The following is a 24,761-nucleotide window of genomic DNA, read 5'->3' as shown; positions in this document are numbered from 1 at the left end:
TTTCGGCTCTGTCGGTTAGGTTTATTAATTCTTACCAAGTGTTATTGAAATGTGCATATTTTGTACATTCCAAGTTCATCTTTATATAGGATAATACAAAATAACGTGTGTTCGTGTTAAAAGGTGTACAGCGGCACATTGACAAACCGGTCTTTTTTGACCTATTTTATAATGAGATGAAAGGAGCCTTTTAATGGTTGAAGTTAAGAACCTGACAAAGCATTACGGTCATGTTACAGCGGTAAATGATCTGAGTTTTGAGATCAGGGATAATGAGATCCTGGGATTTCTCGGACCCAATGGTGCGGGCAAATCCACCACGATGAATATCATCGCAGGCTATCTCCCATCTTCCGAGGGTACTGTGACCGTCTGCGGACACGATATTAAAGAGGATGCGAGAGCCGCAAAGAAATGTATCGGCTATCTCCCCGAGATACCGCCCCTTTACCCCGATATGCGAGTTGAGGAGTATCTGCGCTATTGTGCAGGTATCAAAGGTGTCCGCAGAGGAGAGATCAAAAAGGAGATCGAGAAGGCTATGGAGCGCCTGCAGCTCACTGATATGCGCCGCCGTCTGATCGCTAACCTTTCTAAAGGTTATAAGCAGCGTGTTGGTCTGGCACAGGCTATCATAGGTGATCCCGAACTGCTTATCCTCGATGAGCCCACTGTTGGTCTTGATCCGTCGCAGGTAGCCGAACTGCGTAATTTTATCCGCGAACTGGGAAAAGATCATTCTGTTATACTGTCTTCGCATATCCTTGGTGAGATAAGCGCCGTCTGCAACCGCGTTGTTATCATCAACAAGGGTGAGCTCTGTGCTGTGGATACTATTGAAAATCTTGAGCGCAAGGCAACCGAAGCAGCTGTTCTCAGTCTGACTATCGAGGGTGATCAGCTCGCAGCTTCCTTTGCTCTTGAAGGTATCAGCGGTATTAAAGAAGTCAAGGATATCATTGATATGGATGATGGTACATTTATATTCAAGATCGCTCTTGAAGATGAAAAAGTACGTCAGGATATAATGTCTGCTATGATTACAAACGGCATAAATGTTGTTGAGATGTCGATGGATAAACCCGATCTTGAAAAGGTATTCCTTGATCTCACTCGCAAAAAGCGCAGCCGTTCCAAGTCCGACAAATAAGTAAAAGGAGTGTGCAAAATGTTTTCTTTATATAAAAAGGAGATCCAGTCGTTCTTTTACTCGCCGTTTGCTTATGTACTGTCGGCTTTGTTCATGCTGATCTTCGGATTTGCTTTCGTGAACAGGATCGCAAATATGCAGACCAGCGTGTTCCAGTTCTCCTTCCCTGATATGTTCTATAACAATTTCTTCTATTTTGTGTTTATTATACCGCTTCTTACCATGCGTTCATTTGCTGACGAGCGCCGCGGCGGTACTGAAGTTCAGCTGCTCACCAGCCCGCTGACCATTCCGCAGATCGTATTTGCGAAGTTTTTTGCGATAGTTACAGTGTTCGTATTTATGCTGGTGCTCTCGCTGTTCTTTCCTATATATGTTGCAAACCACGGAACTGTTATATGGCCGTCGCTCATATGCGGATATGCAAGCTTTTTCCTGTGGGGAATGGTCTGCATTGCCATAGGTATGCTGATCTCCGCTATGCAGAGCAGTGCAATAATCGCTGCTATAATCGGTGAGATAGTTATGGAAGGCTTCCTGGCTATCGATCAGTTCGGCGGCTCAAAGATGGTTGAGAGTTATCCTCACCTCAATTCTGTTGTTACATGGTTCTCGATGCAGCGCCGTTTCGTATTCTTTGCGCAGGGTATGTTCCGTCTTGAAGATCTTGTATTCTTCCTGAGTCTGACCGTTCTGGTGCTCTTCTGGATCATACTGCACATCGAAAAGCGCCGCCGCAGCCATCACTGATTGGAGGGAATGATACATGGCACAGAATGAAACCAAAAAGACGAAAAAGTCACACGGCTTTACTGCCGTTGCACTTGTTTTTGCTGCTATATCGCTGGCGATAGTTGTCCTTATCAATCTGATGGTATCACGTCTTAATATCACATGGGATATGACATCCAGTGGTATGTACAAACTCACGGATTCCACCAGAGATTATCTTGATTCATTGGACAAGGAGGTAAATTTCTACTTCCTGTTCGATATGGACGTGCTTTCGACTGATACTGACAGTATGCCGCTCTACAATGCTATGAAAGAGTATTCAAAATACGATTGCATCAATTTTCAGGCTTTTGATCCCGATGATGATCCCGACAAGATCAAGGAGTTTAAGGATATGGGCTTATCGGTCAAGCAGGGTGACGTAGTGATCGAGTGTGATGGCAGGGTCAAGCGCCTTGCCGCAAACTCCATGTTCCAGACTCATATCGATGAAAACAAGTCCACGGGAACTATGTATTTCACCGGTGAGAACATCATCACAGGTGCGATAAATGCTGTTGTGACAGGCAGAGAGATAAAGATGTATTTCCTGACAGGTCACGGCGAAAAACAGCTTGACACAGATTACACCAAGCTGAAAAGGGATCTTGCGGCACGTAACTATATTGCCGAGACTCTTGACCTTACCAGCAGTAATTCCGTACCAGATGATGCTGCTATCGTTATACTGGCTGCTCCCAAGAACGATATTTCCGACAGCGAGCTAAAAGCTCTGAACGACTATCTTGACAAGGGCGGAAATATATGCTTCTGGATGTCACCAAACGAAGCTGAACTCGATTATGTCAATATCGAGAAACTTTTGAAGGATTACAACATCGGCATGGATTATGACATCGTTGAAGAAACTGATCAGCGTCTTACTATTCCAAATTATCCAACAAGCTTTAAATGCGCAATCGTTGTTGCAGATGAGTCAACTGATATCGATATTACAAGTGAACTCAGACAGGTCGAAAGTCAAGGCGCTACTCCTATAATGACAGATACCAGAAGTTTTGTACAGATCTACGGAGAAGGCAATAACAGCACTCACGTTTTTGCAGGCGGTCTTCTTGAGACTATCGACATGATAGGCGACGGTTCTTCAACTGCTATAGGTAAGCCTGTGGGCGGTGCAAAGCCCCGCGAAACTCTGGGCAACAGTGTTCTTGAACTTGCGATGTATTCTACCGATACGGCACGTGCGGATTCAAAGGTAATGGTTATCGGTACCGCTGAGTTCATAGATGATGAAAATTATGATCAGGCTTATTCAATCGTGCCTGTAAATCTGCAGCTCTCTGTATTCTCATGGATGTATGATTCCGAACTGGCACTGGATTTCGGTATCGCCGGCAAGGAGCGTACTTTTGATGAGATGAGCATTGAGTCTGCTTCAAAAGCTACTCTCACCAATATAATCTTCATAGCTGTACCTGTTGTTGTCGGACTTATCGGCGGCGCAGTATGGCTCAAGCGGAGGTATACAGAATGAACCGCAGATCAATGATCGCAACAGGTGCTGCACTTGTGCTCCTCCTCGGAGGTGCGGGCGGTGCATATTACTATGTTGATCACAAGAAGTCTTCAGAGGAAGCCGCTGAAAAGGCTGAGACTGATTCACTGAAATTGATGGAATTTGATTCAAATGACGTAAATGCGATAGATATCACCACTGCTGAGGGCTATTTCAAGATCAAGCAGGAAGAGAACGGTGAATGGACTATCGAGGATTCGGATTATCCTTATAAATTCACTCCTTACAGCTATCAGATGAACGTTATCGCATCTGCTATGAGCAGGCTTAAAGCTGATCACAAAGCTGATGTGAAGAAAGAAGATCTGGGCAAGTACGGGCTGGATGATCCTGTTACGGTGGTATGCCACGCTGCTGACAAGGACTATACTGTATACGTCGGCAGTAGCTCGGTAACTGACGAATTCTGCTATGTGATGCTTCCGGACGATGATACTGTATACTGTATCGACAATGCTACGGGTCTTGAACTCAGCGGCGATATCGCCAAGCTGTGCGATCCCTATGTACTTGAATGTGTTGACAACGATATAATGCGTTTTGCACTAGTTCATAACGGCGAAGTTGTTTACGACCTCTCACGAAACGAGGATAATACTGCTATATGGTCTTTCAACGGCCCTGTTACAGATGTTTCCATCGACGCTATCACGGTAAATACTATTCTTACCAATATGGTAAGGATAGAGAGAGCTGATTTTGAGTGTTTCACAAAGGACGAAGCTGAGCTGGCTAAGCATGGGCTTGATGATCCTGCTTACACTTTCACAGTGGAGACCTCTGATAAGACTATCACTCTTGAATTTCCTGAGATAAGCGAGGACGATGAAAAGGTATGGTGCTATGATGCCGATACCTACGAACTATGCACCATATCAAGCGGCAATGCGGCTTTCCTTTCAGGAAAGTGGCAGGATCTTACCACTAAGCAGGTAATGTCTGTTTCGTTCTATGATGCGAAAACCCTGGAAATAGATGTTGACGGTGAGAAACATATTCTGGATATCGACAGAGAAAATTCCGCTTATACATTCGATGATATCGATGTGATGTCCAAGGGAAACGAAGAAGCAGCTAAGGATTTTGAGTACCTGTATGCCTCCGTATCCGAGATCAAACACGGTGATTTCAGGGAGGATATACCCGAAAAGATGGGCGAGCCTACCTGCACATTCACCTATACCCTTACCGATGGCACAAAGCGCAAGCTTGAACTTGTGCCCATAGACGATAGTAATTACTGGGCGTATACTGACGGCAGATGTATCGGTATGACAGTTGAAAGAAGTGCCATTGACGGCACCAACGGCTGTCTGAGTTTCATTGAGAAGCTAAATGCTGATCTTGGAATTGAAAACAAGTAAGCGAACGAAGATTTCCGTTATATGATCAATTATATGATCCCTCTGCTGATGCAGGGGGATCTTTTTTACAGAATAAATCAAATACAATGATAGGATATGTTAAGCGCGGTACTTTAGTACGTTTATGGACAAAACGGCAATAATAAAAATATAGTGAAATTGTACAATGATATAATGAAATTAGATAATAGAAAAGAACAACATTTAGTTAATTACATGACGGAATATGTTACAAAAAAATTAAAAATACGGTTAGAAATATAGTAAAACTGCAATATAGCAATTTTTGAATATTGGAAGCTGATATATAGCAAAAAACGATTTGAATTTATCTCTTAAAAAATATAAAATATTAACAAAAGAAGGGAAGCGGAGTCCGGAGCCGAAAAATGGGGCTTTCGACATTATATAATTGGACTCTGTTGAATTCTTTTGATTTGTTCTTTTAATCTTTAACTATAGGAAAGAGAGGAATTGCTTATGAAAAATTTTGTTCCGAAGCGTGCGGTAAGCGCTCTTATCGCAGGTATGATGATCACTGCACCTGCTGCACCTATGATCAGCAGGACGGTTATAACAGTTTCAGCAGCTAAGCAGCTGACTACAAGCCCTTCTCATACACAGGAAGTAGGCTGGTATAATGATTACCATCACGAGATCTGGCAGGCAGATACTCCTAATTCTTCTACTATGACACTGCACGACAATGACGGCGGTTTCAGCACATCATGGAAGTGCGGTCCTAATAACTCGAGAGGTAACTTCCTTGCTCGTCGTGGTCTGTACTGGGGTCTGAATAACCCTAAGACTTACAAGAACTATGGTAATTTCTACTGTGATTACGATTGCAGCTGGTATGCAGGTTCATCCGGTAACTCCAGAATCTGTATCTACGGCTGGGCTCAGAATCCTCTGGTTGAGTACTACATCATCGAGGACTGGAAGAACTGGTCTCCTGCACAGGATCCCTCTGCACAGTACAAGGGTTCTGTTACTATTGACGGAAGCCAGTACAAGATATACACAAGTGCAAGAAATTCCTACACCATCGAAGGCAACAAGAATTTCACACAGTATATAAGCATACGTCAGAACACAAGAACCAAGGGCACAATAAGCGTTACCGAGCACTTCAAGGCTTGGGAGTCCATGGGCATGAAGATGGGTAACCTGTACGAAGTTGCTTTCAACGTTGAAGGTTGGGAGTCCGACGGTCAGGCTGATGTTAATCTGAAATTCCGTGAAGGCGGAAGCAGCGGCTCAGGTAGCACAGGCGGCACAGGTTCAACAACAACTGTTCCTAACCCCGATTCCAACGGCGATTATTTCACCAGCACATTTGAGAATGGTGCAGGTAACTGGGAAGGCAGAGGTGCTGCATCTGTTGCTGTTGACAGCAAGAACTACTACGGCGGCAGCAAGTCACTGTATGTAAGCGGCAGAACAAGCAACTGGCACGGTGCATCTATCCCCCTGAGCACTTCCACATTCGTTCCCGGCAATTCCTTCAGCTTCAGCACAGGCGTTCTGCAGAAGAGCGGTTCCTCCACAAGCATGAAGATGACTATGCAGTACACTGATTCTTCCGGTACTGAGCAGTATGATGAGGTAGCTTCTGCTACTGCACAGAACGGCAAGTGGACAAAGCTTGAGAATACATCTTACAAGATCCCCAGCGGCGCTTCCAATCTTGTTCTTTATGTTGAAGCTCCCGACAGCCTGACAGATTTCTATATCGACAACGTACAGGCTTCCAAGGCAGGCAAGTCTTCTTCTGTTACCACAGGCGGCGGTAAGGTAGATTCTTCTTCTTCCGGTACCGGTTCAGGCACTGGTTCTTCTAATGTTAATACTTCGGATGCAGGTCTGAAGGACGTATTCTCTACCGAATTCAAGGTAGGTACTGCTGTAAGCTCTTATGAAGTTAGCTCACACCCTGACTTTATCAGAAAGCACTTCAACAGCATCACTCCCGAGAACGAGCTGAAGCCCGATAACATTCTTGACCAGAATGCAAGTAAGTCCTACGGCAACAACGTAAATCCTCAGGTAAAACTGCCCAGCAACTTAAAGACTATCCTTGACTTTGCTGTTAAGTACAATATACCTGTAAGAGGTCATACACTCATCTGGCACAGCCAGACTCCTGACTGGTTCTTCAGACAGAACTTCGACAGCAACGGTTCAGTTGTTTCTCAGTCGGTAATGGATCAGCGTATGGAAAACTTCATCAAGAATACTTTCAAGATGATCAAGGATAATTATCCTACTCTGAAACTCTATGCTTATGACGTTGTTAACGAAGCATTTGAAGTAAGCAACGGCAACCTCAGACAGGCAGGTATGAACGGCGCTTATGGTCAGTCTCCTTATATGGCTATTTACGGCAGCGACAGCTATATGCAGAAGGCATTCGCTTATGCAAGAAAGTATGCTCCTTCTGACTGCAAGCTGTTCTACAACGACTTCAACGAGTATGACGATGGCAAGGTAACTTCCATCTACAACTTCTGCAAGAAGGTTCACGAGGCAGGTAACCTTGACGGTATCGGTATGCAGTCTCACCTGGGTACAAACTATCCTGATGCTTCAAGATATAAGAACGCACTTGATCTGTTCTCTTCTATCCCCGGCATCGAGATCCACGTAACTGAGCTGGACGTTATGCAGAAGGGCGCAAGCGACTCCGCATTTGCTAGCTACTACAAGGGCATCGTTCAGAACATCGTTAACTGCGACGCTGTAACTTCACTGACATGGTGGGGCACCAACGATGGCATGAGCTGGAGAAAATCCGATACTCCTCTGCTGTTCGATTCAAGCTACAAGCCTAAGCAGGCATACAGCTCTGTTATCAGCATCATTCCTACAAGCCTGTGGGGCAAGACCAACGGCAACGAAACCGGTAATGGTAACGGAAATGGCAATGGTAACGGCAACGAAACCGGCAACGGAAATAGCAACACTTATCCTACAAACATCAAGGTAAATTATGATTCTTATTACCATCAGGTACAGTTTGTATGGGATAAGGTACAGGGCGCTGACAAGTACGGCATCGCTGTATACCTGGCTGGTAAGTGGAGAGTTCAGACTTCCAACATCTCTTCAAACAGCTATGTAACTCCTAAGAACCTGACTCCCGGTATGAGCTACAAGGTAGCTATCGCTGCAAGAGTTAACGGTCATTGGGATACCACAAGTGCTATCAATAATGCTGTAAATGTTACTATCAGATAATAGCAGTTTATAAGTACATCAATAGCATAAACAGATACGGGATGACCTATGTGCCATCCCGTATTTTTGTTGGTGCTTTAGCGTAAATAAACCCCCGGTTCTACCGGGGGAGATAAAAAAGCTTTAGCATGAGTGTTTCCCGAAGGGAAACATATGGCGAAGCCAGAAAGTAAAAGCATACCAAAGGATTTACGCATACTTTGACTGATAAATATATTACCCGTTTACGGGTGGCGGTGCAAGTAATGCAATGACAATAATTCAGTACCCACTTTGAGTGGGTTAGCCAGTAATAGCCCCTTTTAGGGGCAGAGCAAACCACCACTTTAGTGGTGGTTCTGATTTATCATATCGGATATACCATAAAGACCTCCTGTGATTTTTTCATACCACGGGAGGTCTTATCTTTTTTTGACGATTTTGCCGCCGCACGCTCGTGACTTTAGTCATGAGTTAGGCGGCATTTCTAGACATTCTGTTGTGCATGGTCGAGGGTATGTATATTCATTGTAATACCATATCGTAAGAACTACCAAATACAGGAAGTCTTGATCATATACTTCGTCTTGTAAACTGTAAGCCTCAATTAAGAATGTCAGATACTATAATTCTTAAGTGAAAGACAGCTAAGTGAGTAAGATTAGCTGTCTTTCTGCATCTTAAACCTCATAAAAAGAAAAATTGAATTCTGTTTGTGTCACGCGTGACACAAACACAGCAAAACTTTTAAGTATATAAAATTTTAAATTCTTAAAAAAATCTACTATAATAAATATATATGGAATCCATCGTATTTTGTAGCAACTGTAAGCGACAGAAGTCTTAAACAGGTAACAGATTACATTAATTCTCAAAAAACCAAGTAGAAGGAGGGAGTCTGCAGTATGCAGATATATACGACTTACAGCGTTAAGATCAAGCATTACAACAACATCTTTAAAGATACCGTTATCGAATACAGACATGCTGTAGATTACCTTATCAGCGTTTGTCTGGATCATTGGGATAACATTGTTACATTCAAAGGGGTGAGTAGACTCACATATATCGAAACACTGATCCATGCTACAAAAGATAATCCCGATCCAATTTATGATTTTGATACAAAATTCTATAAGATGCCAAGCTATCTGCGCCGTGGTGCTATTAACGAGGCTATAGGCAAGGTATCATCTTACAAAACCAATCTCGATAACTGGATCAAAGATCCGGTCGGAAGAGAACCATCGTATCCAAAAGCAGGTTATTCATTCCCGTCTATGTATCGTACAGTAATGTACAATCAGACCGGTGATTATACTGCCCAGATCAAAGTCTACATCCGTAATACATGGGACTGGATAACGATAAACCTTAAAAAGTCTGATATGGATTATATATACAGACATTGCAATTTTCGCAAGCAATGCGCTCCAACACTTCAAAAACGAGGCAAGGAGTGGTTTTTGGAATTTCCATTTGAGGAAAAGGTCAAACTTGCAGATATATCTGTGTATGAACAGACCATTGTTACTGTAGATCTTGGAATAAACACCGCTGCTACGATTTCCGTAATGCGTTCAGATGGCACTATTCTTGGAAGGCATTTTTATAAGCTTCCCAAAGAAACAGACCATCTTATGCATTGTGTTAACCGTATAAAAAAAGCTCAGCAGCATGGTAACTATAAAACACCAAGACTTTGGGCAAAAGCCAAAGGAATCAATCACGACATTGCCACTAAAACTGCTGCCTGCATCGTAGATATAGCCGTTCTTTATAATGCAGATGTTATTGTATTTGAGCATTTAGACAAGAACGGTAAGGTCCGCGGTTCTAAAAAGCAGAAGCTCAAGCTGTGGCGCAGTCAGGAAGTTCAGTCTATTGTAACGAATAAAGCTCACAGACTAGGTATGAGAGTAAGCCATATCTGTGCATGGAATACGTCACGCCTTGCCTACGATGGCAGTGGTTTTGTACTTCGTGGTAAATTCGGTGGTTTCAATACCTATGAGCTATGCAAATTTCAAAATGGCAAGACCTACAACTGTGATCTATCTGCTTCGTATAATATAGGGGCAAGATACTTCATACGTGAAATATTAAAATCCTTGGATGAGAATTCAAGGTTGTTCATTGAGGCTAAAGTACCTCAATGCAGTAAGAGAAGCACCTGCACGTTCTCTACCTTAGTTAACCTGAATGCGGAATTTATTGCTCAAACAGCATAATTTTCTGAGTTCAGGCTTTATGGTAGAAACGTAGTCCACCTGCCTAAAGTGGGCGTGTCCGCTAGGACACTATTGGAAGTACGCGACTTTAGTCGTGTGAGGCTTCACTATGATGATCGATGATATCAAAGATTATTCCGCCAGTTTTTCTCCGGGTGCAAGCGGTAAAAATCTTCCTTGTTCTTATACATACTCAGGTCGGCTGCCTGCATTGCGGTGAAAATGTCGTAGTCGCCATTGAACCATTTTGCACCCGCTGCGAAGCTTACGTTAGGTGTATTTTCGGCAAGTGCGTGTAGTCTTGCAACACATCCATCCAGTTTTTCGGGTGAGATATCAGGGCATAGTACCACGAACTCATCCCCGCCTGAACGGTATATCTCGTATTCATCGAAAGCTATTTTAAGAAGCGCTGCTGCATTCTGTAAAAGTTTGTCTCCCGCAGCATGACCGCTGCCGTCGTTTACCGCTTTCAGACCATTCAGATCGGCAAATACAATGCCGATACATTCCGGCTTTGCAGACTTGTCGTTTGTCAGCTGATCAACACGTTCGTTCATTGCATTGCGGTTCAGCAACTGAGTAAGGCTGTCCGTTCTGCTCATGACTTTCAGTCTGCTGACAAGGTGGTGGTGAGAGATGCTCGCGCCAAGCATGAAAGTCGTCAGCTCCAGTGTTTCTTTGATCTCCATTGTTCTTTCGGTATCGAAATTTATCGCCCAGATAAATCCCACAAGTTCATTATCGTAGCGAATTGAAGTCAGCATAAGGTTTTTAACGTCAAAGTTTACCAGCGATCTGTACCATACAGGGTCGCGCTCTTCGATTATGCTCAGGTCATCAAGCAGCAGACAGTCTGAGCCATTCAGATCCTTTTCCCAGGCAAGCGCAGTTTCATAAGGTGTGCGATCCATACTTTTTGTAAGATCTCTGAGCATTTCGGGCTGATCGCCTTTATCATTGTACAGGTCGAATTTTTCCTCATTTTTGTTGATGGTCAGCATCGCACAGTATTTTGAACGGAATAAACCTTTAAGTTCTCTCATGCACTCTCTCATGGCAATATCAAAGCTTTGCATCCTATTCAGTTTTATGCTCAACTCCATAATAAATGAAGCTATCTCGCCTGAACGCTGTGTCATGGAGTCCGGTTCAGATTCATAGGAACGTGTAGTTAAGTACAAGCAGTACGCTGTTCTCGGTGATGTGTTCGGCTCGCCCTTTTCATTCAGGATATTGCCTTCTTCATCTAAAGGAAGATAAAAACCTTTTATCCACATACCGAAAGCATTTACATATGAATACAGCGGTTCATTGTTTATAGCACTGTTATATATGAAGTTTTCAAGGTTTATCTCTGTGAAGTATCTTCGCAGCGGGACACCGGGATAAAAATCCGGCGCATCGGGCCGCTTTCTGAACATCATTGTGTTGAAATCATTTATCGCCATAATGCGGATCTCGCTCTTGCTGCCATCGGGCAGGATATCAAAAGCATACACTCCCGCAACTATCTTGAATTTGTTGACCAATGCCTGAAGATCCATAAAAGCCTCCTGAAATATCTTCATGATCTGATGTTTTTGTAAACAACATCACTTAATAAAATTATACTATATTTTTAACAGAAAATCAATAGCGAATATAAATCTAAATACAAAATGACAATAATGAACTTATCTGCGGCGGCATTGCATTAAGTTTTGTTTTGTGATATAATAAAAAACGAGGTGAGATCATGGCAAAAATACTTATAACCGATGATGATGTAAACATCAGCGATATGATATCCGAAGCACTAATGAATGAGGGGCATTCCGTTATAAAAGCGTACTCCGGTACGGAAGCGCTGATGGTTCTTTCACACAGCAAGCCCGATCTTGTTTTGCTAGACCTTATGCTGCCGGGACTTACCGGGGAAGAGATACTGCCTAAGATCAAGGATATTCCTGTTATAATCGTCAGCGCAAAAGCCGATATCAGTGACAAAGTCGGGCTGCTGATGGGCGGGGCGGCAGATTATATCACCAAGCCTTTCAATATAAGCGAACTTATTGCTAGGGTCGCTGTTCAGTTAAGGCAGAAAGAACGAAGTATATCTGATTCCATTACCTGCGGAGAGCTTTCTCTCTGCTGTGACAGGCTTTCGGTAACGGTGAATGACATTGAAATTCAGCTTACCCGCACTGAGTGCGCTATACTTAAACTGCTGATGCAGAACCCGGATGTGCCTGTTGGTAAGACTACTATACTCGATAAGATAAGCTATGATACCCCCGACTGCACCGAACGTTCGCTTAAACAGCACATCAGCAATATCCGCCATAAGCTTTCTGCGGTGAATGGCAGGGATTATATCGAAGCAGTTTATGGCATAGGGTTCAGGTTTAAATCTTGACGAAATCTTGACAATTTCTTTGCCGCTGTCTTGACCATTATGTGTTATTATGTTTTCAGAAAGGAAAGGTGATACATCATGAAATATGTTCTGAGAACAAAAGATATCTGCAAGAACTATAAAGATTTCAAAGCGCTGAACGGTCTCACGATGAATGTGCCACAGGGTTCGATCTACGGATTTGTGGGAAAAAACGGTGCCGGCAAGACCACGCTTATCAGACTGGTCTGCGGTATGCAGCTGCCGACAAGCGGTGAACTGGAACTCTACGGTGCTAAGCTAACAGACAACAAGGAGATGTCAAGATCACGCAGAAGAATGGGTGCGGTGGTTGAAACTCCGTCGATATACTATGATATGACTGCGGTGGATAATCTGAAACAGCAGTACCGCATTTTAGGTCTTCCCAGCTTTGATGGCATAGATGAGATACTGAAGCTTGTAGGTCTTGAAGATACAGGAAAGAAAAAAGCTAAGCATTTTTCGCTTGGTATGCGTCAGCGTCTTGGTATTGCAATTGCTCTGTGCGGTGACCCTGATATGCTTGTTCTTGATGAGCCTATCAACGGTCTTGACCCTCAGGGCATAATCGAGATACGCGAACTTATACTGAAGCTCAACCGCGAAAGGAAGATCACGGTGCTGATTTCATCACATATTCTTGATGAGCTTGCAAAACTGGCAACACATTACGGCTTTATCGACAAAGGCAGGATAATCCGTGAGATGAGTGCTGAGGACCTTGAATCTGCCTGCCGCAAGTGTATGCGAATAAACGTTACCGACACGGCTGTTCTTGCAAAGGTGCTTGACGATATGGGTCTGGAATATACCATCATAGATGATTCCCATGCGGATATCTACGCAAAGCCGAATATCACTCAGCTTTCGATGGCTCTGGCAAATGAGAACTGCGAAGTCCTTACTGTGGAAGAGCACGACGAAAGTCTGGAGAGCTTTTATATATCACTTGTGGGAGGTGCGGGAAATGACTAAGCTTCTTAATGCTCAGTTTCACGAGCTGTTCAAATCGAAATATTTTTATATTACATCAATAGTATGCGTTATTATCGGAGCTGGTCTGACAACGGCTATGTATCTTTTCCCGAGTTATAATCAGCCTGAAAATTCAAGAATGATACTTACAAAGGATAACATACTCGGCGTAGTGCCGTCATTTGCTACTATGTTTTTACCCTTTGCGGCGGCTGCGACAGTTGCAGTGCTGTTGGATTCGCAGTACAATCACGGCACTATAAGGAACATGATATGCTGCGGACATACACGCACAGCTATATTCTTTTCAAATCTTATCACCATGAGCGCTGCTGCGGCGATATATTTTGTGTTGTATCAGGTATCAGCAATATTCATGGCGGTATGCGTTTTCGGTTTTGAGGGATATGATCTTAAAGCGACATTGGTATCCCTTTCGGCTATGCTGATAATGCAGATATTTGAAAGTACGGTGATCTCACTTATTCTTGGAAATCTTATGCGGGGCGGAAAGCTTACGATAGTTATACTTGTGGTGCAGTATGTGCTGAATATGTCCGTGGTATTAGGCATGTACAAATACGAGAGCAAGATCGCTGAGATAGCAGAAAAAATATTCCCACAGAGCTGTATATTTTATTTTTCCTGCTTTGCTGTGCCTGAGGGCATATGGAAAAACTTTGCTGTATCAGCGGGACTGATAGCGGTAATGAGTCTGATAGGACTTCATCAATTCAAAAAATGTGACATAAAGTAGGTGAGCAAATGATCTGGTGTCTAGCGGCGGCGATAGCAGTTATAATAATACTCTCGGTGAAAATATATCTGCTGAAAAAATCAGTAAGGGAGATCGTTGACGGATTTTCCGACAAGCTGCAAAAGGACACCAACACGGTAATAGATATTTCAAGCCGTGACAAGGATATGCTTTTTCTGGCTGACAGTATAAACAAACAGCTGAAATTGCTGCGTAAGGAACATTTGCAGTACCACCAGGGAAACACCGAACTGAAAACGGCGATAACCAATATCTCCCACGATATACGCACACCACTTACGGCGATATACGGTTATCTTGATATGCTGCAGCAGACTGACGACCCCGAAAAGCATAAAAAGTATATCGCCATAATGAAAGAACGTGCGGAACTGATGAAGCAGCTTACGGAGGAACTTTTCCGGTATTCGGTAATAGTATCGGAGGAAAGCGAGATGCAGACAGAATCGGTAAATGTGGTGCAGGTGCTGGAAGACAGCATCATGGGATACTTTGCGGCACTGAACGAAAAGGGGATAGTCCCCGAAGTACAGCTTACCGAAGAAGCAGTTATAAGGGAACTCAACAAAGAATATCTTGCGCGGATATTCTCAAATCTTCTGAACAATGCACTGAAATATTCTGACGGCGATCTGCTGATAAAGCTTTCGGCGGAGGGCGTCATAACATTCACAAATACAGCAAATGACTTGTCTGCGGTGGAAGTTGAACAGCTGTTTGACAGATTTTACACCGTGGAAGCAGCGCATCATTCGACGGGTCTGGGGCTGTCCATAGCGCGGACTCTTGTGGAACGAATGGGCGGAACTATCACAGCGGAATACACCGACAGCAAACTGACTATCAGGATAGTGCTGTGAGTAAAATGAGAGATCTGACGGTCAGAAGTTGAACAGAAAAATATCGCCGTGACAGATTAGATAATTACAGATATCAGACAACAAACGGATAACATAATGACAAAAATACAGGCAGTACCTTTGGCGGGTACTGCCTGTTTCAGTTTATTATCAGAGCTTTGCCATGCCCTTTTCGGTCATTCTTTTCAGTCTGCCTTTTTCAACTATGTACACTTTGTTTGCCAGCTTCATCAGGGGTTTATCATTGAATGAGTCGGTATAAAAACTCTCGATGGGGGTATCACCGTATACCTCTTTGTAGCGCTTTGCTTTGTTTTCGCCGAAGTTGAAGTATACTATTTCCCGCTTGTCGGGGTCGATAATGCTGCTGATGATATTATCAGTGCCTAGCTTGTCCTTGATACCGTCTATCAGCATATCGGGACCTGCTGTTATTATAACATCATCTTTTCTGACCCGCTTTATCATATTTTCATCAAGCCTGTAGCTGTTTTCAGCCCAGAAGCTTTCAACTATCTCAGCCGCTTCGTATTTGTCCTTGACTGCGACTTTCAGGAAATCGTTGATCTCCTGTTCAGCTTTTTCCCTGTCAACAAGGCACATTTTGTACTTGGCAAGGTTTATCAATATCGAAGGTACGTAAAGCAGTATCCTTTTGTTTCTGCGTATCAGATAGAAAGCAAGGTCTATCGAACTTTCGCCGTGGTATAGAGTGTTATCGAAATCAAATACTTTTATTTTGTCCACAACCTTTCAGGGTAATAGATTTTATATGGCTGAATTTTAATCCATGTCACAGTTCACTTTTGGCAGGTGATATTCCGTGACTGCCTGTAAATAATTATAGCACAAAATTTCTGTTAAGTAAATACCATATCTGTATCACCTGTTCTTTGATCGATTTCACATGATTATCACATAGTTATTACTTGTAGTTGTTCAAGGTGTGATAAAATAAAATTTATCGAGTTTTTCTCAGCGGGCGGATTTGATCTTGATGCTGTGAAAACTCTGTACTACTAAATATATAAAGACAGACGAAAGAAGGAGAGCAAATGTTAAAGATCAAAGACATCCGAAAGGAGTACATCACAGGTGACCTGAAACAGACCGCGCTGGACGGGGTCAGCCTTAATTTCCGTGACAATGAGTTTGTTGCGATACTGGGCCCTTCGGGTTCGGGCAAGACGACTCTGCTGAATATCGTGGGCGGACTTGACCGCTACGACAGCGGCGACCTGATCATCAACGGGATATCCACAAAAAAGTACAAGGACAGGGACTGGGACAGCTACCGTAACCATACAATAGGTTTCGTGTTCCAAAGCTACAACCTTATCCCGCACCAGAGCGTGCTTTCAAATGTTGAACTTGCCCTGACCATTTCTGGTATCTCAAAGTCCGAAAGAAAAAGACGTGCTAAAGAAGCGCTTGAAAAAGTGGGACTTGGAGAACAGATACACAAGCGTCCCAATCAGATGTCGGGCGGACAGATGCAGCGTGTTGCTATCGCGAGAGCATTGGTAAACGACCCCGATATACTCCTTGCTGACGAACCGACAGGTGCTCTTGATTCCGAGACCAGTGTACAGGTTATGGACTTGCTTGCGGAAGTCGCAAAGGACAGGCTGGTCATAATGGTTACGCATAACCCCGAACTTGCGGAGGAATATGCCAACAGGATAGTAAAACTCAAAGACGGAAAAATGATAAACGATTCCAACCCTTATGAGGTAGATGAGGACGAACTTGCCTCACCCGAGCACAAGAACATGGGCAGATCGTCAATGTCACCGCTGACTTCTCTGGGGCTGAGTTTCAACAATCTGCGTACCAAAAAGGGAAGAACTCTGCTGACCTCTTTTGCAGGCTCTATCGGTATCATCGGTATCGCGATGATACTTTCGCTGTCAAATGGTGTAAACAATTATATCAGTGATGTACAGAAAAGCACCATGGCGTCGTATCCCATAAGTATCGAAGCTCAGACTTTTGATATGAGCGCTGTGATCGAAAACACTCCCATGGGCAGGCAGAGCGAAGAAGAAAAAACTCACGATATGGACGGCGTTTATGCTGACAACTCTGATTTTGAGGACAGGGCGGCTATGACAATGAGCCTCACCCAAAACAACCTGACCGCTTTTAAAAAATATCTTGACGATAAAGACAGTGAGATAAATAAATACGTGGGTGAGAACGGCATAGTTTATTCCTACGATACAAAATTCGGCGTATTCACCTATGATGAAAACGGCGAATTCGTCAACACCGACGGCAGTACCCTCAGTTCCAGAAAGGCAACTCCTCTGGAAGGCAGGGATGTAATGGGTATGATGGGCGGCGCTTATGCATCTGATTTTTCACAGCTTATCGCAGGGGCTGACGGTAATCAGGTCAGCAATGTTATGACTGAGAATTATGAAGTCCTATACGGTAAGTATCCTGAAAATTACGATGAGGTCGTACTTGTACTTGATGAAAACAATGAAGTCTCAGCAACTGTTCTCTATGAACTCGGTATCCTTCCATCACAGGAATATAAAGATATCATGGATCAGATAGATGCAGGTAAAGAGGTCAAAATAGAATCCAAAAAGCTGGATTATGCTGATATCTGTGCTAAGGATTATTATCTTATCCCCCAGTGTGATCTTTTCATAAAGAACGAGAACGGCACATATGATAATATATCGTCTGACAATACAGCCATAGAGGGAATGATAGACAGTGCAATAAAGCTGAAGATAGCCGGTATCATCAAGCCTAACGCTGATTCCGATGTTCAGCTGATCAACACACCGATCGGTTATACCTCGGCGCTGACAAATTACCTGATAGATCATACCAACAACAGCGAAATTGTAAAAGAACAGCTGGCAAACAAGGATATAAATGTCATAAACGGTCTTAGCTTTGAAGCTGCCGATGATAAGCAGAAGATCGAGGATGCAAAGACATATATAAGAAGCCTTAACACAAGTGAAAAAGCTGGTATTTACACTATGATGATGCAGTCCATGGACAGTATGTCCATGATGTCGATGGCAGGAATGTCCATGGATGATCTTTCGGGTATTATACCTGAAATTTCAGGGGAGATCCAGAAACAGAGCAACTCAGAAAAAGCAGATAAAACAGGGGAGTCCGATGATGCTGAAACAACAGAAAACGCAGATATCCCCGATATGCCTGATGCAATGGCAGACCCCGAGAATATGAGCGAGATGGATATGTCGCAATTACTTGATGAATATCTTGAATCTCCCGATGATAATGTAATGCTGATGATATATGATATGTATATCTCAAACGGCAACTATGATGATACACTCTCGACACTTGGGGTTGTAAGTCTAGATGCACCTTCATCAATAGATATTTACGCAGACGATTTTGAATCAAAGGACGCCATAGCACAATGTATCCAGGACTACAACAATGAGGCAGGTGCTGAAGACCAGATAACCTACACCGATTATGTAGGTCTGTTGATGTCCTCGGTGACAACGATAGTAAATACAATATCCTATGTGCTGATAGCTTTTGTTGCTGTGTCGCTGATAGTATCCTCCATAATGATAGGTATTATAACCTATATCTCCGTTCTCGAAAGAACAAAGGAGATAGGTATCCTCCGTGCGATAGGTGCTTCAAAGAGGAATATCTCTCAGGTATTCAATGCTGAAACATTTATCATCGGACTTTGTTCGGGTATTATAGGTATAGGACTTACTCTCCTGATGCTGATACCCGGCAATGCAGTGATACACCAAGTGGCAGAAACAGATGATGTTAATGCATCTCTCCCTGTGCTGAGTGCATTTGTACTGATAGCCCTCAGCATATTCCTGACACTTATAGGCGGCTTTATCCCCGCGAAGAAAGCAGCCAAGAAAGACCCTGTCACGGCACTCAGAACAGAATGATATATAATTTTCCCGCCGATGTGTTTATATTAAGCACATCGGCGGGTTTATATCCTAATGGTAATATATATACTTTCTATATTGAATTGTATAAAAATATTATTGCGGTTATTTTATTAGGATGCACGCAATATCAAGAGACTAAAGCAAAAAAATCACAATTATGCAAATAAGTGAAACGATAAATGTTGATTTAACAAAAATTACTTCCAATTTAAATTATAATATGTTCCAATATGATATTGACAAATATGTGTTTAATTGTTATAATCTTACTATTAAATATTTGTATAAATGGAGGATAACTATGTTCAACAAGAAAAAACTCATATCCGCTGTTATTTCGGCGGTACTTTGTTTTAGCACTGTGACTGTACTTCCTGCACAGGCAGCCTGCTACACTTCCTATAATTATGTATACGGAGTATATGATACATTTGGAAATAGCAAGCTATACTCAATGCAGGGAATGGCTGTGGGAACTTCGTATATCTATTGCGCTAAAGTTACTACCGATAGTAGCAAGGCAGCTATCACAAGATACAGCATCGCTGATAACAAGAATTATCAGCTCAAATATATCGACCAGAATGGTAAATCGCATGACTATTTTACTAATGTACTTGGTCATGCAAATGATATGTTTGCTCATGCTGAAAATGGAAAGACATATCTTTATGTTGCTACCGGATATGAAAGCGGATATCAGCTTGTCAAACTGAAAGTCGATGGCAGAAAGGTCTACAAGGTAGGTCAATTCAACATAAAAAGCAGCACCAACAGCAATAATATAAGCTTTTCGGGTATCACTTATCTTGGAACAACAGATGGTTATGTAAAGATACTCGTGAAGAAAGGCAAGCAGGCTTATTATTTGACAGTCGGTCAGAACTGGGCGAGCGCTACTGTATATGCTATCCCTGTTTTCAAAATAGACACCGATAATGTAAAGATAAACGGTAAAAGCTATCCCATGAATTTTGATTCCAATACGGGCACACACTCTCACCAGGGTATGCACTATACAAAGGGCAAGCTTTATGTTCCTGTTTCAAGAAGATATTCCAACGAGAGTGTTGTTATCGTGTATGATAATATTTCTTCAAAGATAAATAACGCCTTGGATGGCAATGCTAAGGGTACTCAGACCGCTTATTCTTCAAACAATCTTTCTTTCAAGGTGAATGATGGCTGGTATAACAGCCTGTTTGAGATAGAGAGTATCGGTATAAATGACAATGGAATGTATTTCAATACAAACAGCCAGAGAAACGGCAACGGAAACGATGCTGACGCAGTATACAAATTCAACGGTTTTAAAGCCTGATAATATCCTATTGAATGAGATGCCATGATAATGGCATCTTTTTCTTATGGATAGATCACTTCAAAATGGATTAAGAATTTTGAATTGAAATAATTCTACGTGTCTACCCAAATATCTAAAAAACAAAACCGCCATAGTATCCCCGAAAGATAACGGAAATACTATGGCGTAATTTTATATATCAGTTTATTATCACTTAGCGGTCAGCGCGTCTGCAAGTTCTTCCAGAGCCTTTTCGCTCTCGGCGTTCAGTGCGGACTTTATGGTAACAACAGGTTCAACAAGGGTGATATCCTTGAATTTCTCAACATATCCCTTGATGACTCTTGCAGCCGAAGGTGCCCATGAACCGTTCTCAACGATGGCGATCTTTCTGTTTCTGTATGTCTTGTCACGCAGGTGCATCAGCAGTTCTTCCATAGGAGGGAACACGCCGCCGTCATAAGATGAAGACATCAGTACCAGCCTGTCGTAACGGAATGCGTCTTCAACAGCTTCTGCCTGATCGTCGCGGGTAATATCGGAGAGGGAAACCTTTTCAGCGCCCTTTGCTTCCAGCATTTCTTTCAGCTTTTCAGCGGCTGCAAGGGTGTTGCCGTGTATAGAAGCGCAGGCGATGAATATACCCTTGTTCTCGGGTTCGTAGCTTGACCATGTATTGTAAAGATCAATGTAATAACCCAGATTTTCGGTCAGTATCGGGCCGTGGAGTGGGAGTATCATCTTGATATCAAGCGCAGCTGCCTTTTTAAGCACAGCCTGAACCTGTGCGCCGTACTTGCCGACTATATTGAAATAGTATCTTCTTGCTTCGCAAGCCCAGTCCTCATCAGTATCGAGTGTACCGAACTTGCCGAAAGCGTCAGCTGAGAAGAATGCGCCTTCGCTTACTTCATATGTCATCATGACCTCGGGCCAGTGTACCATAGGAGTCATGAAGAATTTCAGGGTGTGGCTGCCCAGTTCAAGGGTATCGCCCTCTTTAACTGTGATAGAACGAGCGCCGATATCTGGAATATCAAAGAACTGTCCCAGCATGGTGAAAGTCTTTGCATTGCCGACAACCTTCATATCGGGATATTCAGCCATCAGCTTTGCGATATTACCTGAATGATCGGGTTCAACGTGCTGAACTACCAGATAGTCAGCCTTTCTGTCGCCCAAAGCCTTTTTGACATTCGCAAGCCATACATCGCTTACTCTCTTGTCGGCTGTATCCATGATACAAACCTTTTCATCGAGTATAGCATAAGAATTGTAAGCCATACCGTTGGGAACATCGTACTGACTTTCAAAGAGATCGATATCCTTGTCGTCAGCACCTATATATACTATGCTTTCGGAAATTTTTACATCTGCCATTGTGATTACCTCCTGATCTTGTATACATTTATTGTATCACATCGCGGGCGGATTGTCAACCTGAATCATACGTGGTAATTCAGAGAAATATCAATCATTGATATTCCCGTCAAAGATATACCCTATGATGAACCGATTGTCGCTGTAAACATCGCTGATGTTTGTAAAAGACCGCACCGATGTATCTTTGCCGTAGAGATTGTAGATGTAAAATCTCCCTGCGCGGTATATATATGCTACGGTATGCAGTCCGCCGCTGAAAAAATCAAGCCCGTGGAATTTTGCTGTTGAACGTTCGTTGTTCCAGAAAGAGATTATACCACAGGATGCTTTTTCTGTTTTTGCGTATTTTGCGAATTGCTCACCGTTGCGGAATGAACGATAGGGCATATCGTGCTTTTTGAAAAAGTACCACAGCTTCTTTGGTGCGGTACCCCAGTAGCCGTTCGGGAAAATATAGTGCATTTTGTTTAACTCAAACTCGAACACAACCTGCGGAAATGTTATCTTTCGTCCGAGAAGAACAGCGCAGTTGTAGCAGGCAATGAGTTCACAGCCGTTCCAGCTGAGGGGGTATGTGCCGTAGCGCATATCGCAGAGTGGTTTTGTACTCTGTCCGTGCAGAAGTCTGCATTTGCTGCCCGCGAATACAGCAGTATTATGCGCCAGATTTTCCATAGTCTGTCTGCCTCTGCCCCTTTTCGGGACTTTTTCTCCCCTGTCAGGCGGAGAGATCAACCAGTTCTTCTTCACGAGAACGCCTCCTTTTTGCGCTGTACCCGCTTTAAATACCTACATCTCAAATATATTTAGGTCCTTTATTATCTTCAATTTAGCTGATAAAGTTTTTTAATTTTGGTATCATTGCTTCGTTTATTTTTATTATACCAAGCATTAATGAAAATGTCAATTCGTGAATCAATTTTATTTTTTAATGAATTGTTTTATATATTTCGAAAGGATAATTATGTACAAATAAAATAATATAATTTTTAAAACTCTCTTGAAGTTTTGGAAAAAATGTGGTATAATAATTCATAGGGATCAACTAAGTTTTACGTTTTACCGAATGGAGGCAGAGCCCTTGAGACAATTTCAGTTTGATTATTATAACGACTTTTCGCTGAAGACCGAGCTTACTAAAATACGTCTGTGGTGCGATTCGAGCGTTTACTCGCATATAGTTTTTCAGATATATTCCGAACAGGTCGACAGAGAAAAGATAAGCCATGTCTGCTCTATCATAGAGTCTGCCATGCCACAGGCTGAATACTTCGGCTGTTCAACCAACGGCAATATCATCGGCGGAGAGTTTTCGGAAAATGATATAACTATCATATGCACTGTGTTTGAATATCCCTCGACTAAAATGCTGTTCAGACAATACGAGCTTTCCGACCAAACGGCGGACAGCGTAACAGGCGATATTCTTCATCTAATTGACGAGAATCCCTGGGTCAAGGCAGTTGAGCTGGTGACAACTATCAGAGGAATGTCCATGACAGGCTTCTGTGAAAATCTAAGCAATTCAAGAGCTGATATACAGATATTCGGCGGCGGAGCTTTCGCATCGGATATCAATAATGAGGAAGCCTGTGTTTTCTCAAAAAACGGCGGCATATCTTCAGGCGGAGTAGTTTTCTGGCTGCTTGGCGGCGAAGACCTCGCTATCGATTCGACATATGTAACAGGCTGGAAACCTCTCGGCAAGATGCTTCATGTCACCCGTTCAGAGGGCAGCAGGCTCTATGAACTGGACGGAGCTCCTGCCTATGATGTTTACTATAAGTATCTCAACATCAAAAACGATGCCCACTTTTTCAACCACTCACTGGAATTTCCGTTTTTCTATAAATGCCACGGCATTAGTATACTGCGTGCACCAACTGCCAGCCTTGATGACGGTTCACTTATAATGACATCTGATATCGAGTCCGACGAGTATGCACAGCTTGCATACGGCGACCCCGGCACGATACTGGAAAGCGTTCGTGAAGAGGGTACAAGAATACGTGATTTCCGACCGGAGATAGTGCAGATATTTTCCTGCGCCGCAAGACGAAGCTTCTGGGGCAATAACGAGATATCCAAGGAGTCCAAGCCATTCTGCGGCATTGCGCCGACTTCCGGATTTTACACCTCCGGTGAATTTCTGCGTACCGGTAAGTACTTAAATCAGCATAACGTAACTATGGTACTTGTAGGTATGCGTGAGGGTCTGGCTGATGATATCCCAAAAAAGACACTGGAGATAGATGAAAGCGAATTTACAGGTAAAATGGCGCTTATAAACCGTCTGGCGAACTATATAAATGCTGCATTCCGCGAACTTGAAGAATCTGCTATCCTCGACGGTCTTACCAAGCTTTATAATCGTGCCGAAATTCAGCGCAGGATAAACGAACGCCTTCTCAGCGGTGAAAAGCTTTCGCTGATAATGATAGATATCGACAACTTCAAGTCTGTCAACGATACCTATGGTCACAACGAGGGTGATAATGTCATCATTGGTCTGGCGAAAATGCTGAAAGACGGTATTTCCAGCCGCGGAAATTATGCTTCCGCAGGAAGATGGGGCGGTGAGGAGTTCATGGTATTGTTGCCTAATGACATCAACAGTGCAATTGTTGCAGCAGGGGAGATGTGCAGTGCTTTCAGGGAGATCAATTTCCCTCTGGCAGGTCATCGCACTATAAGTGTCGGCGTTACCGAAGCCAAAGCCGACGATACTCTTGATAAACTCCTTATTCGTGTTGATTCAGCACTTTATGATGCTAAACATAACGGCAAGAACAGGGTCGTTGTGGTATGATCTGAAGCCCGAAGTTTTTTC

18 protein-coding genes are annotated in these 24,761 nt (G+C 43.0%); 14 read left to right on the top strand and 4 right to left on the bottom strand.

The annotated features are described in order from the left end of the window. Positions 1 to 193 precede the first annotated feature (193 nt). The 7 genes from N773_RS0106960 to N773_RS0106935 all read left to right on the top strand — a co-directional run bounded on the left by N773_RS0106960 (position 194) and on the right by N773_RS0106935 (position 10,278). Positions 194 to 1,150 (top strand): ABC transporter ATP-binding protein, encoded by a 957-nt coding sequence (locus tag N773_RS0106960; RefSeq protein ID WP_024857117.1) that lies wholly within the window; start codon positions 194 to 196, stop codon positions 1,148 to 1,150. Between the two features lie 18 nt (positions 1,151 to 1,168). Next, positions 1,169 to 1,900, top strand: a complete 732-nt coding sequence (locus N773_RS0106955; protein WP_024857116.1) for an ABC transporter permease — start codon at positions 1,169 to 1,171, stop codon at positions 1,898 to 1,900. Positions 1,901 to 1,916: 16 nt separating this feature from the next. Continuing rightward, positions 1,917 to 3,422 (top strand): Gldg family protein, encoded by a 1,506-nt coding sequence (locus N773_RS0106950; protein ID WP_024857115.1) that lies wholly within the window; start codon positions 1,917 to 1,919, stop codon positions 3,420 to 3,422. Continuing rightward, positions 3,419 to 4,828 carry a DUF4340 domain-containing protein gene (locus N773_RS0106945; protein ID WP_024857114.1) on the top strand — a complete coding sequence of 470 codons (1,410 nt, stop codon included), beginning with the start codon at positions 3,419 to 3,421 and terminating at the stop codon, positions 4,826 to 4,828. Before N773_RS0106950 ends, N773_RS0106945 begins: the two co-directional genes overlap by 4 nt. A 480-nt stretch (positions 4,829 to 5,308) precedes the next feature. Then, complete coding sequence (locus N773_RS21135) at positions 5,309 to 8,068, top strand: endo-1,4-beta-xylanase (RefSeq protein ID WP_024857113.1); 2,760 nt, start codon at positions 5,309 to 5,311, stop codon at positions 8,066 to 8,068. Between the two features lie 746 nt (positions 8,069 to 8,814). Next, the gene (locus N773_RS23485; RefSeq protein ID WP_080678386.1) at positions 8,815 to 8,934 is read left to right on the top strand and encodes a transposase; all 120 of its coding nucleotides are present in this window, start codon (positions 8,815 to 8,817) and stop codon (positions 8,932 to 8,934) included. Between the two features lie 18 nt (positions 8,935 to 8,952). Continuing rightward, on the top strand, positions 8,953 to 10,278 hold the full coding sequence (locus N773_RS0106935) for an IS200/IS605 family element transposase accessory protein TnpB (RefSeq protein ID WP_024857112.1): 1,326 nt from the start codon (positions 8,953 to 8,955) through the stop codon (positions 10,276 to 10,278). A 125-nt stretch (positions 10,279 to 10,403) separates the two neighbouring features. On the opposite strand, the gene N773_RS0106930 is transcribed toward N773_RS0106935, so the two are convergent. Then, on the bottom strand, positions 10,404 to 11,825 hold the full coding sequence (locus N773_RS0106930; RefSeq protein WP_024857111.1) for a GGDEF domain-containing protein: 1,422 nt from the start codon (positions 11,823 to 11,825) through the stop codon (positions 10,404 to 10,406). Between the two features lie 191 nt (positions 11,826 to 12,016). Between N773_RS0106930 and N773_RS0106925 the strand changes: the two genes are divergently transcribed. The 4 genes from N773_RS0106925 to N773_RS0106910 all read left to right on the top strand — a co-directional run bounded on the left by N773_RS0106925 (position 12,017) and on the right by N773_RS0106910 (position 15,310). Then, positions 12,017 to 12,676 carry a response regulator transcription factor gene (locus N773_RS0106925; protein ID WP_024857110.1) on the top strand — a complete coding sequence of 220 codons (660 nt, stop codon included), beginning with the start codon at positions 12,017 to 12,019 and terminating at the stop codon, positions 12,674 to 12,676. Between the two features lie 78 nt (positions 12,677 to 12,754). Beyond that, positions 12,755 to 13,672: an ABC transporter ATP-binding protein gene (locus N773_RS0106920; protein ID WP_024857109.1), complete on the top strand. Its 918-nt coding sequence runs from the start codon at positions 12,755 to 12,757 to the stop codon at positions 13,670 to 13,672. Continuing rightward, positions 13,665 to 14,429, top strand: a complete 765-nt coding sequence (locus N773_RS0106915; RefSeq protein ID WP_024857108.1) for an ABC transporter permease subunit — start codon at positions 13,665 to 13,667, stop codon at positions 14,427 to 14,429. Before N773_RS0106920 ends, N773_RS0106915 begins: the two co-directional genes overlap by 8 nt. A gap of 8 nt (positions 14,430 to 14,437) precedes the next feature. Then, a complete protein-coding gene (locus tag N773_RS0106910) occupies positions 14,438 to 15,310 on the top strand; it encodes a sensor histidine kinase (RefSeq protein WP_024857107.1) in 873 nt (290 codons plus the stop codon). Between the two features lie 150 nt (positions 15,311 to 15,460). On the opposite strand, the gene N773_RS0106905 is transcribed toward N773_RS0106910, so the two are convergent. Beyond that, on the bottom strand, positions 15,461 to 16,057 hold the full coding sequence (locus N773_RS0106905; RefSeq protein ID WP_051454266.1) for a haloacid dehalogenase-like hydrolase: 597 nt from the start codon (positions 16,055 to 16,057) through the stop codon (positions 15,461 to 15,463). A 308-nt stretch (positions 16,058 to 16,365) separates the two neighbouring features. On the opposite strand from N773_RS0106905, the gene N773_RS0106900 reads away from it, so the two are divergent. Then, positions 16,366 to 19,239, top strand: coding sequence for an ABC transporter ATP-binding protein/permease (locus N773_RS0106900; protein WP_024857105.1), 2,874 nt, complete (start codon positions 16,366 to 16,368; stop codon positions 19,237 to 19,239). A gap of 307 nt (positions 19,240 to 19,546) precedes the next feature. Further along, the gene (locus N773_RS0106895) at positions 19,547 to 20,566 is read left to right on the top strand and encodes a hypothetical protein (RefSeq protein WP_024857104.1); all 1,020 of its coding nucleotides are present in this window, start codon (positions 19,547 to 19,549) and stop codon (positions 20,564 to 20,566) included. Between the two features lie 192 nt (positions 20,567 to 20,758). On the opposite strand, the gene N773_RS0106890 is transcribed toward N773_RS0106895, so the two are convergent. Continuing rightward, positions 20,759 to 21,928 carry an FprA family A-type flavoprotein gene (locus N773_RS0106890; protein WP_024857103.1) on the bottom strand — a complete coding sequence of 390 codons (1,170 nt, stop codon included), beginning with the start codon at positions 21,926 to 21,928 and terminating at the stop codon, positions 20,759 to 20,761. A gap of 90 nt (positions 21,929 to 22,018) precedes the next feature. Further along, complete coding sequence (locus tag N773_RS0106885; RefSeq protein ID WP_024857102.1) at positions 22,019 to 22,681, bottom strand: hypothetical protein; 663 nt, start codon at positions 22,679 to 22,681, stop codon at positions 22,019 to 22,021. Positions 22,682 to 23,012: 331 nt separating this feature from the next. Here N773_RS0106885 and N773_RS0106880 point away from each other — a divergent pair, with 331 nt between their 5' ends. Next, a complete protein-coding gene (locus tag N773_RS0106880; protein WP_024857101.1) occupies positions 23,013 to 24,740 on the top strand; it encodes a sensor domain-containing diguanylate cyclase in 1,728 nt (575 codons plus the stop codon). Positions 24,741 to 24,761 lie beyond the last annotated feature (21 nt).

Source organism: Ruminococcus albus AD2013 (genome assembly GCF_000526775.1).
Classification (GTDB): domain Bacteria; phylum Bacillota; class Clostridia; order Oscillospirales; family Ruminococcaceae; genus Hominimerdicola; species Hominimerdicola alba_A.
This window is presented reverse-complemented; position numbering and strand designations above follow the sequence as displayed.

What these genes read in the sequence shown, in the direction of transcription:
- N773_RS0106960 (WP_024857117.1), top strand. Translation starts at nt 194, where the DNA reads ATGGTTGAAGTTAAGAACCTGACAAAGCATTACGGTCATGTTACAGCG.
- N773_RS0106955 (WP_024857116.1), top strand. Translation starts at nt 1,169, where the DNA reads ATGTTTTCTTTATATAAAAAGGAGATCCAGTCGTTCTTTTACTCGCCG.
- N773_RS0106950 (WP_024857115.1), top strand. Translation starts at nt 1,917, where the DNA reads ATGGCACAGAATGAAACCAAAAAGACGAAAAAGTCACACGGCTTTACT.
- N773_RS0106945 (WP_024857114.1), top strand. Translation starts at nt 3,419, where the DNA reads ATGAACCGCAGATCAATGATCGCAACAGGTGCTGCACTTGTGCTCCTC.
- N773_RS21135 (WP_024857113.1), top strand. Translation starts at nt 5,309, where the DNA reads ATGAAAAATTTTGTTCCGAAGCGTGCGGTAAGCGCTCTTATCGCAGGT.
- N773_RS0106935 (WP_024857112.1), top strand. Translation starts at nt 8,953, where the DNA reads ATGCAGATATATACGACTTACAGCGTTAAGATCAAGCATTACAACAAC.
- N773_RS0106930 (WP_024857111.1), bottom strand. Translation starts at nt 11,825, where the DNA reads ATGGATCTTCAGGCATTGGTCAACAAATTCAAGATAGTTGCGGGAGTG.
- N773_RS0106925 (WP_024857110.1), top strand. Translation starts at nt 12,017, where the DNA reads ATGGCAAAAATACTTATAACCGATGATGATGTAAACATCAGCGATATG.
- N773_RS0106920 (WP_024857109.1), top strand. Translation starts at nt 12,755, where the DNA reads ATGAAATATGTTCTGAGAACAAAAGATATCTGCAAGAACTATAAAGAT.
- N773_RS0106915 (WP_024857108.1), top strand. Translation starts at nt 13,665, where the DNA reads ATGACTAAGCTTCTTAATGCTCAGTTTCACGAGCTGTTCAAATCGAAA.
- N773_RS0106910 (WP_024857107.1), top strand. Translation starts at nt 14,438, where the DNA reads ATGATCTGGTGTCTAGCGGCGGCGATAGCAGTTATAATAATACTCTCG.
- N773_RS0106900 (WP_024857105.1), top strand. Translation starts at nt 16,366, where the DNA reads ATGTTAAAGATCAAAGACATCCGAAAGGAGTACATCACAGGTGACCTG.
- N773_RS0106895 (WP_024857104.1), top strand. Translation starts at nt 19,547, where the DNA reads ATGTTCAACAAGAAAAAACTCATATCCGCTGTTATTTCGGCGGTACTT.
- N773_RS0106890 (WP_024857103.1), bottom strand. Translation starts at nt 21,928, where the DNA reads ATGGCAGATGTAAAAATTTCCGAAAGCATAGTATATATAGGTGCTGAC.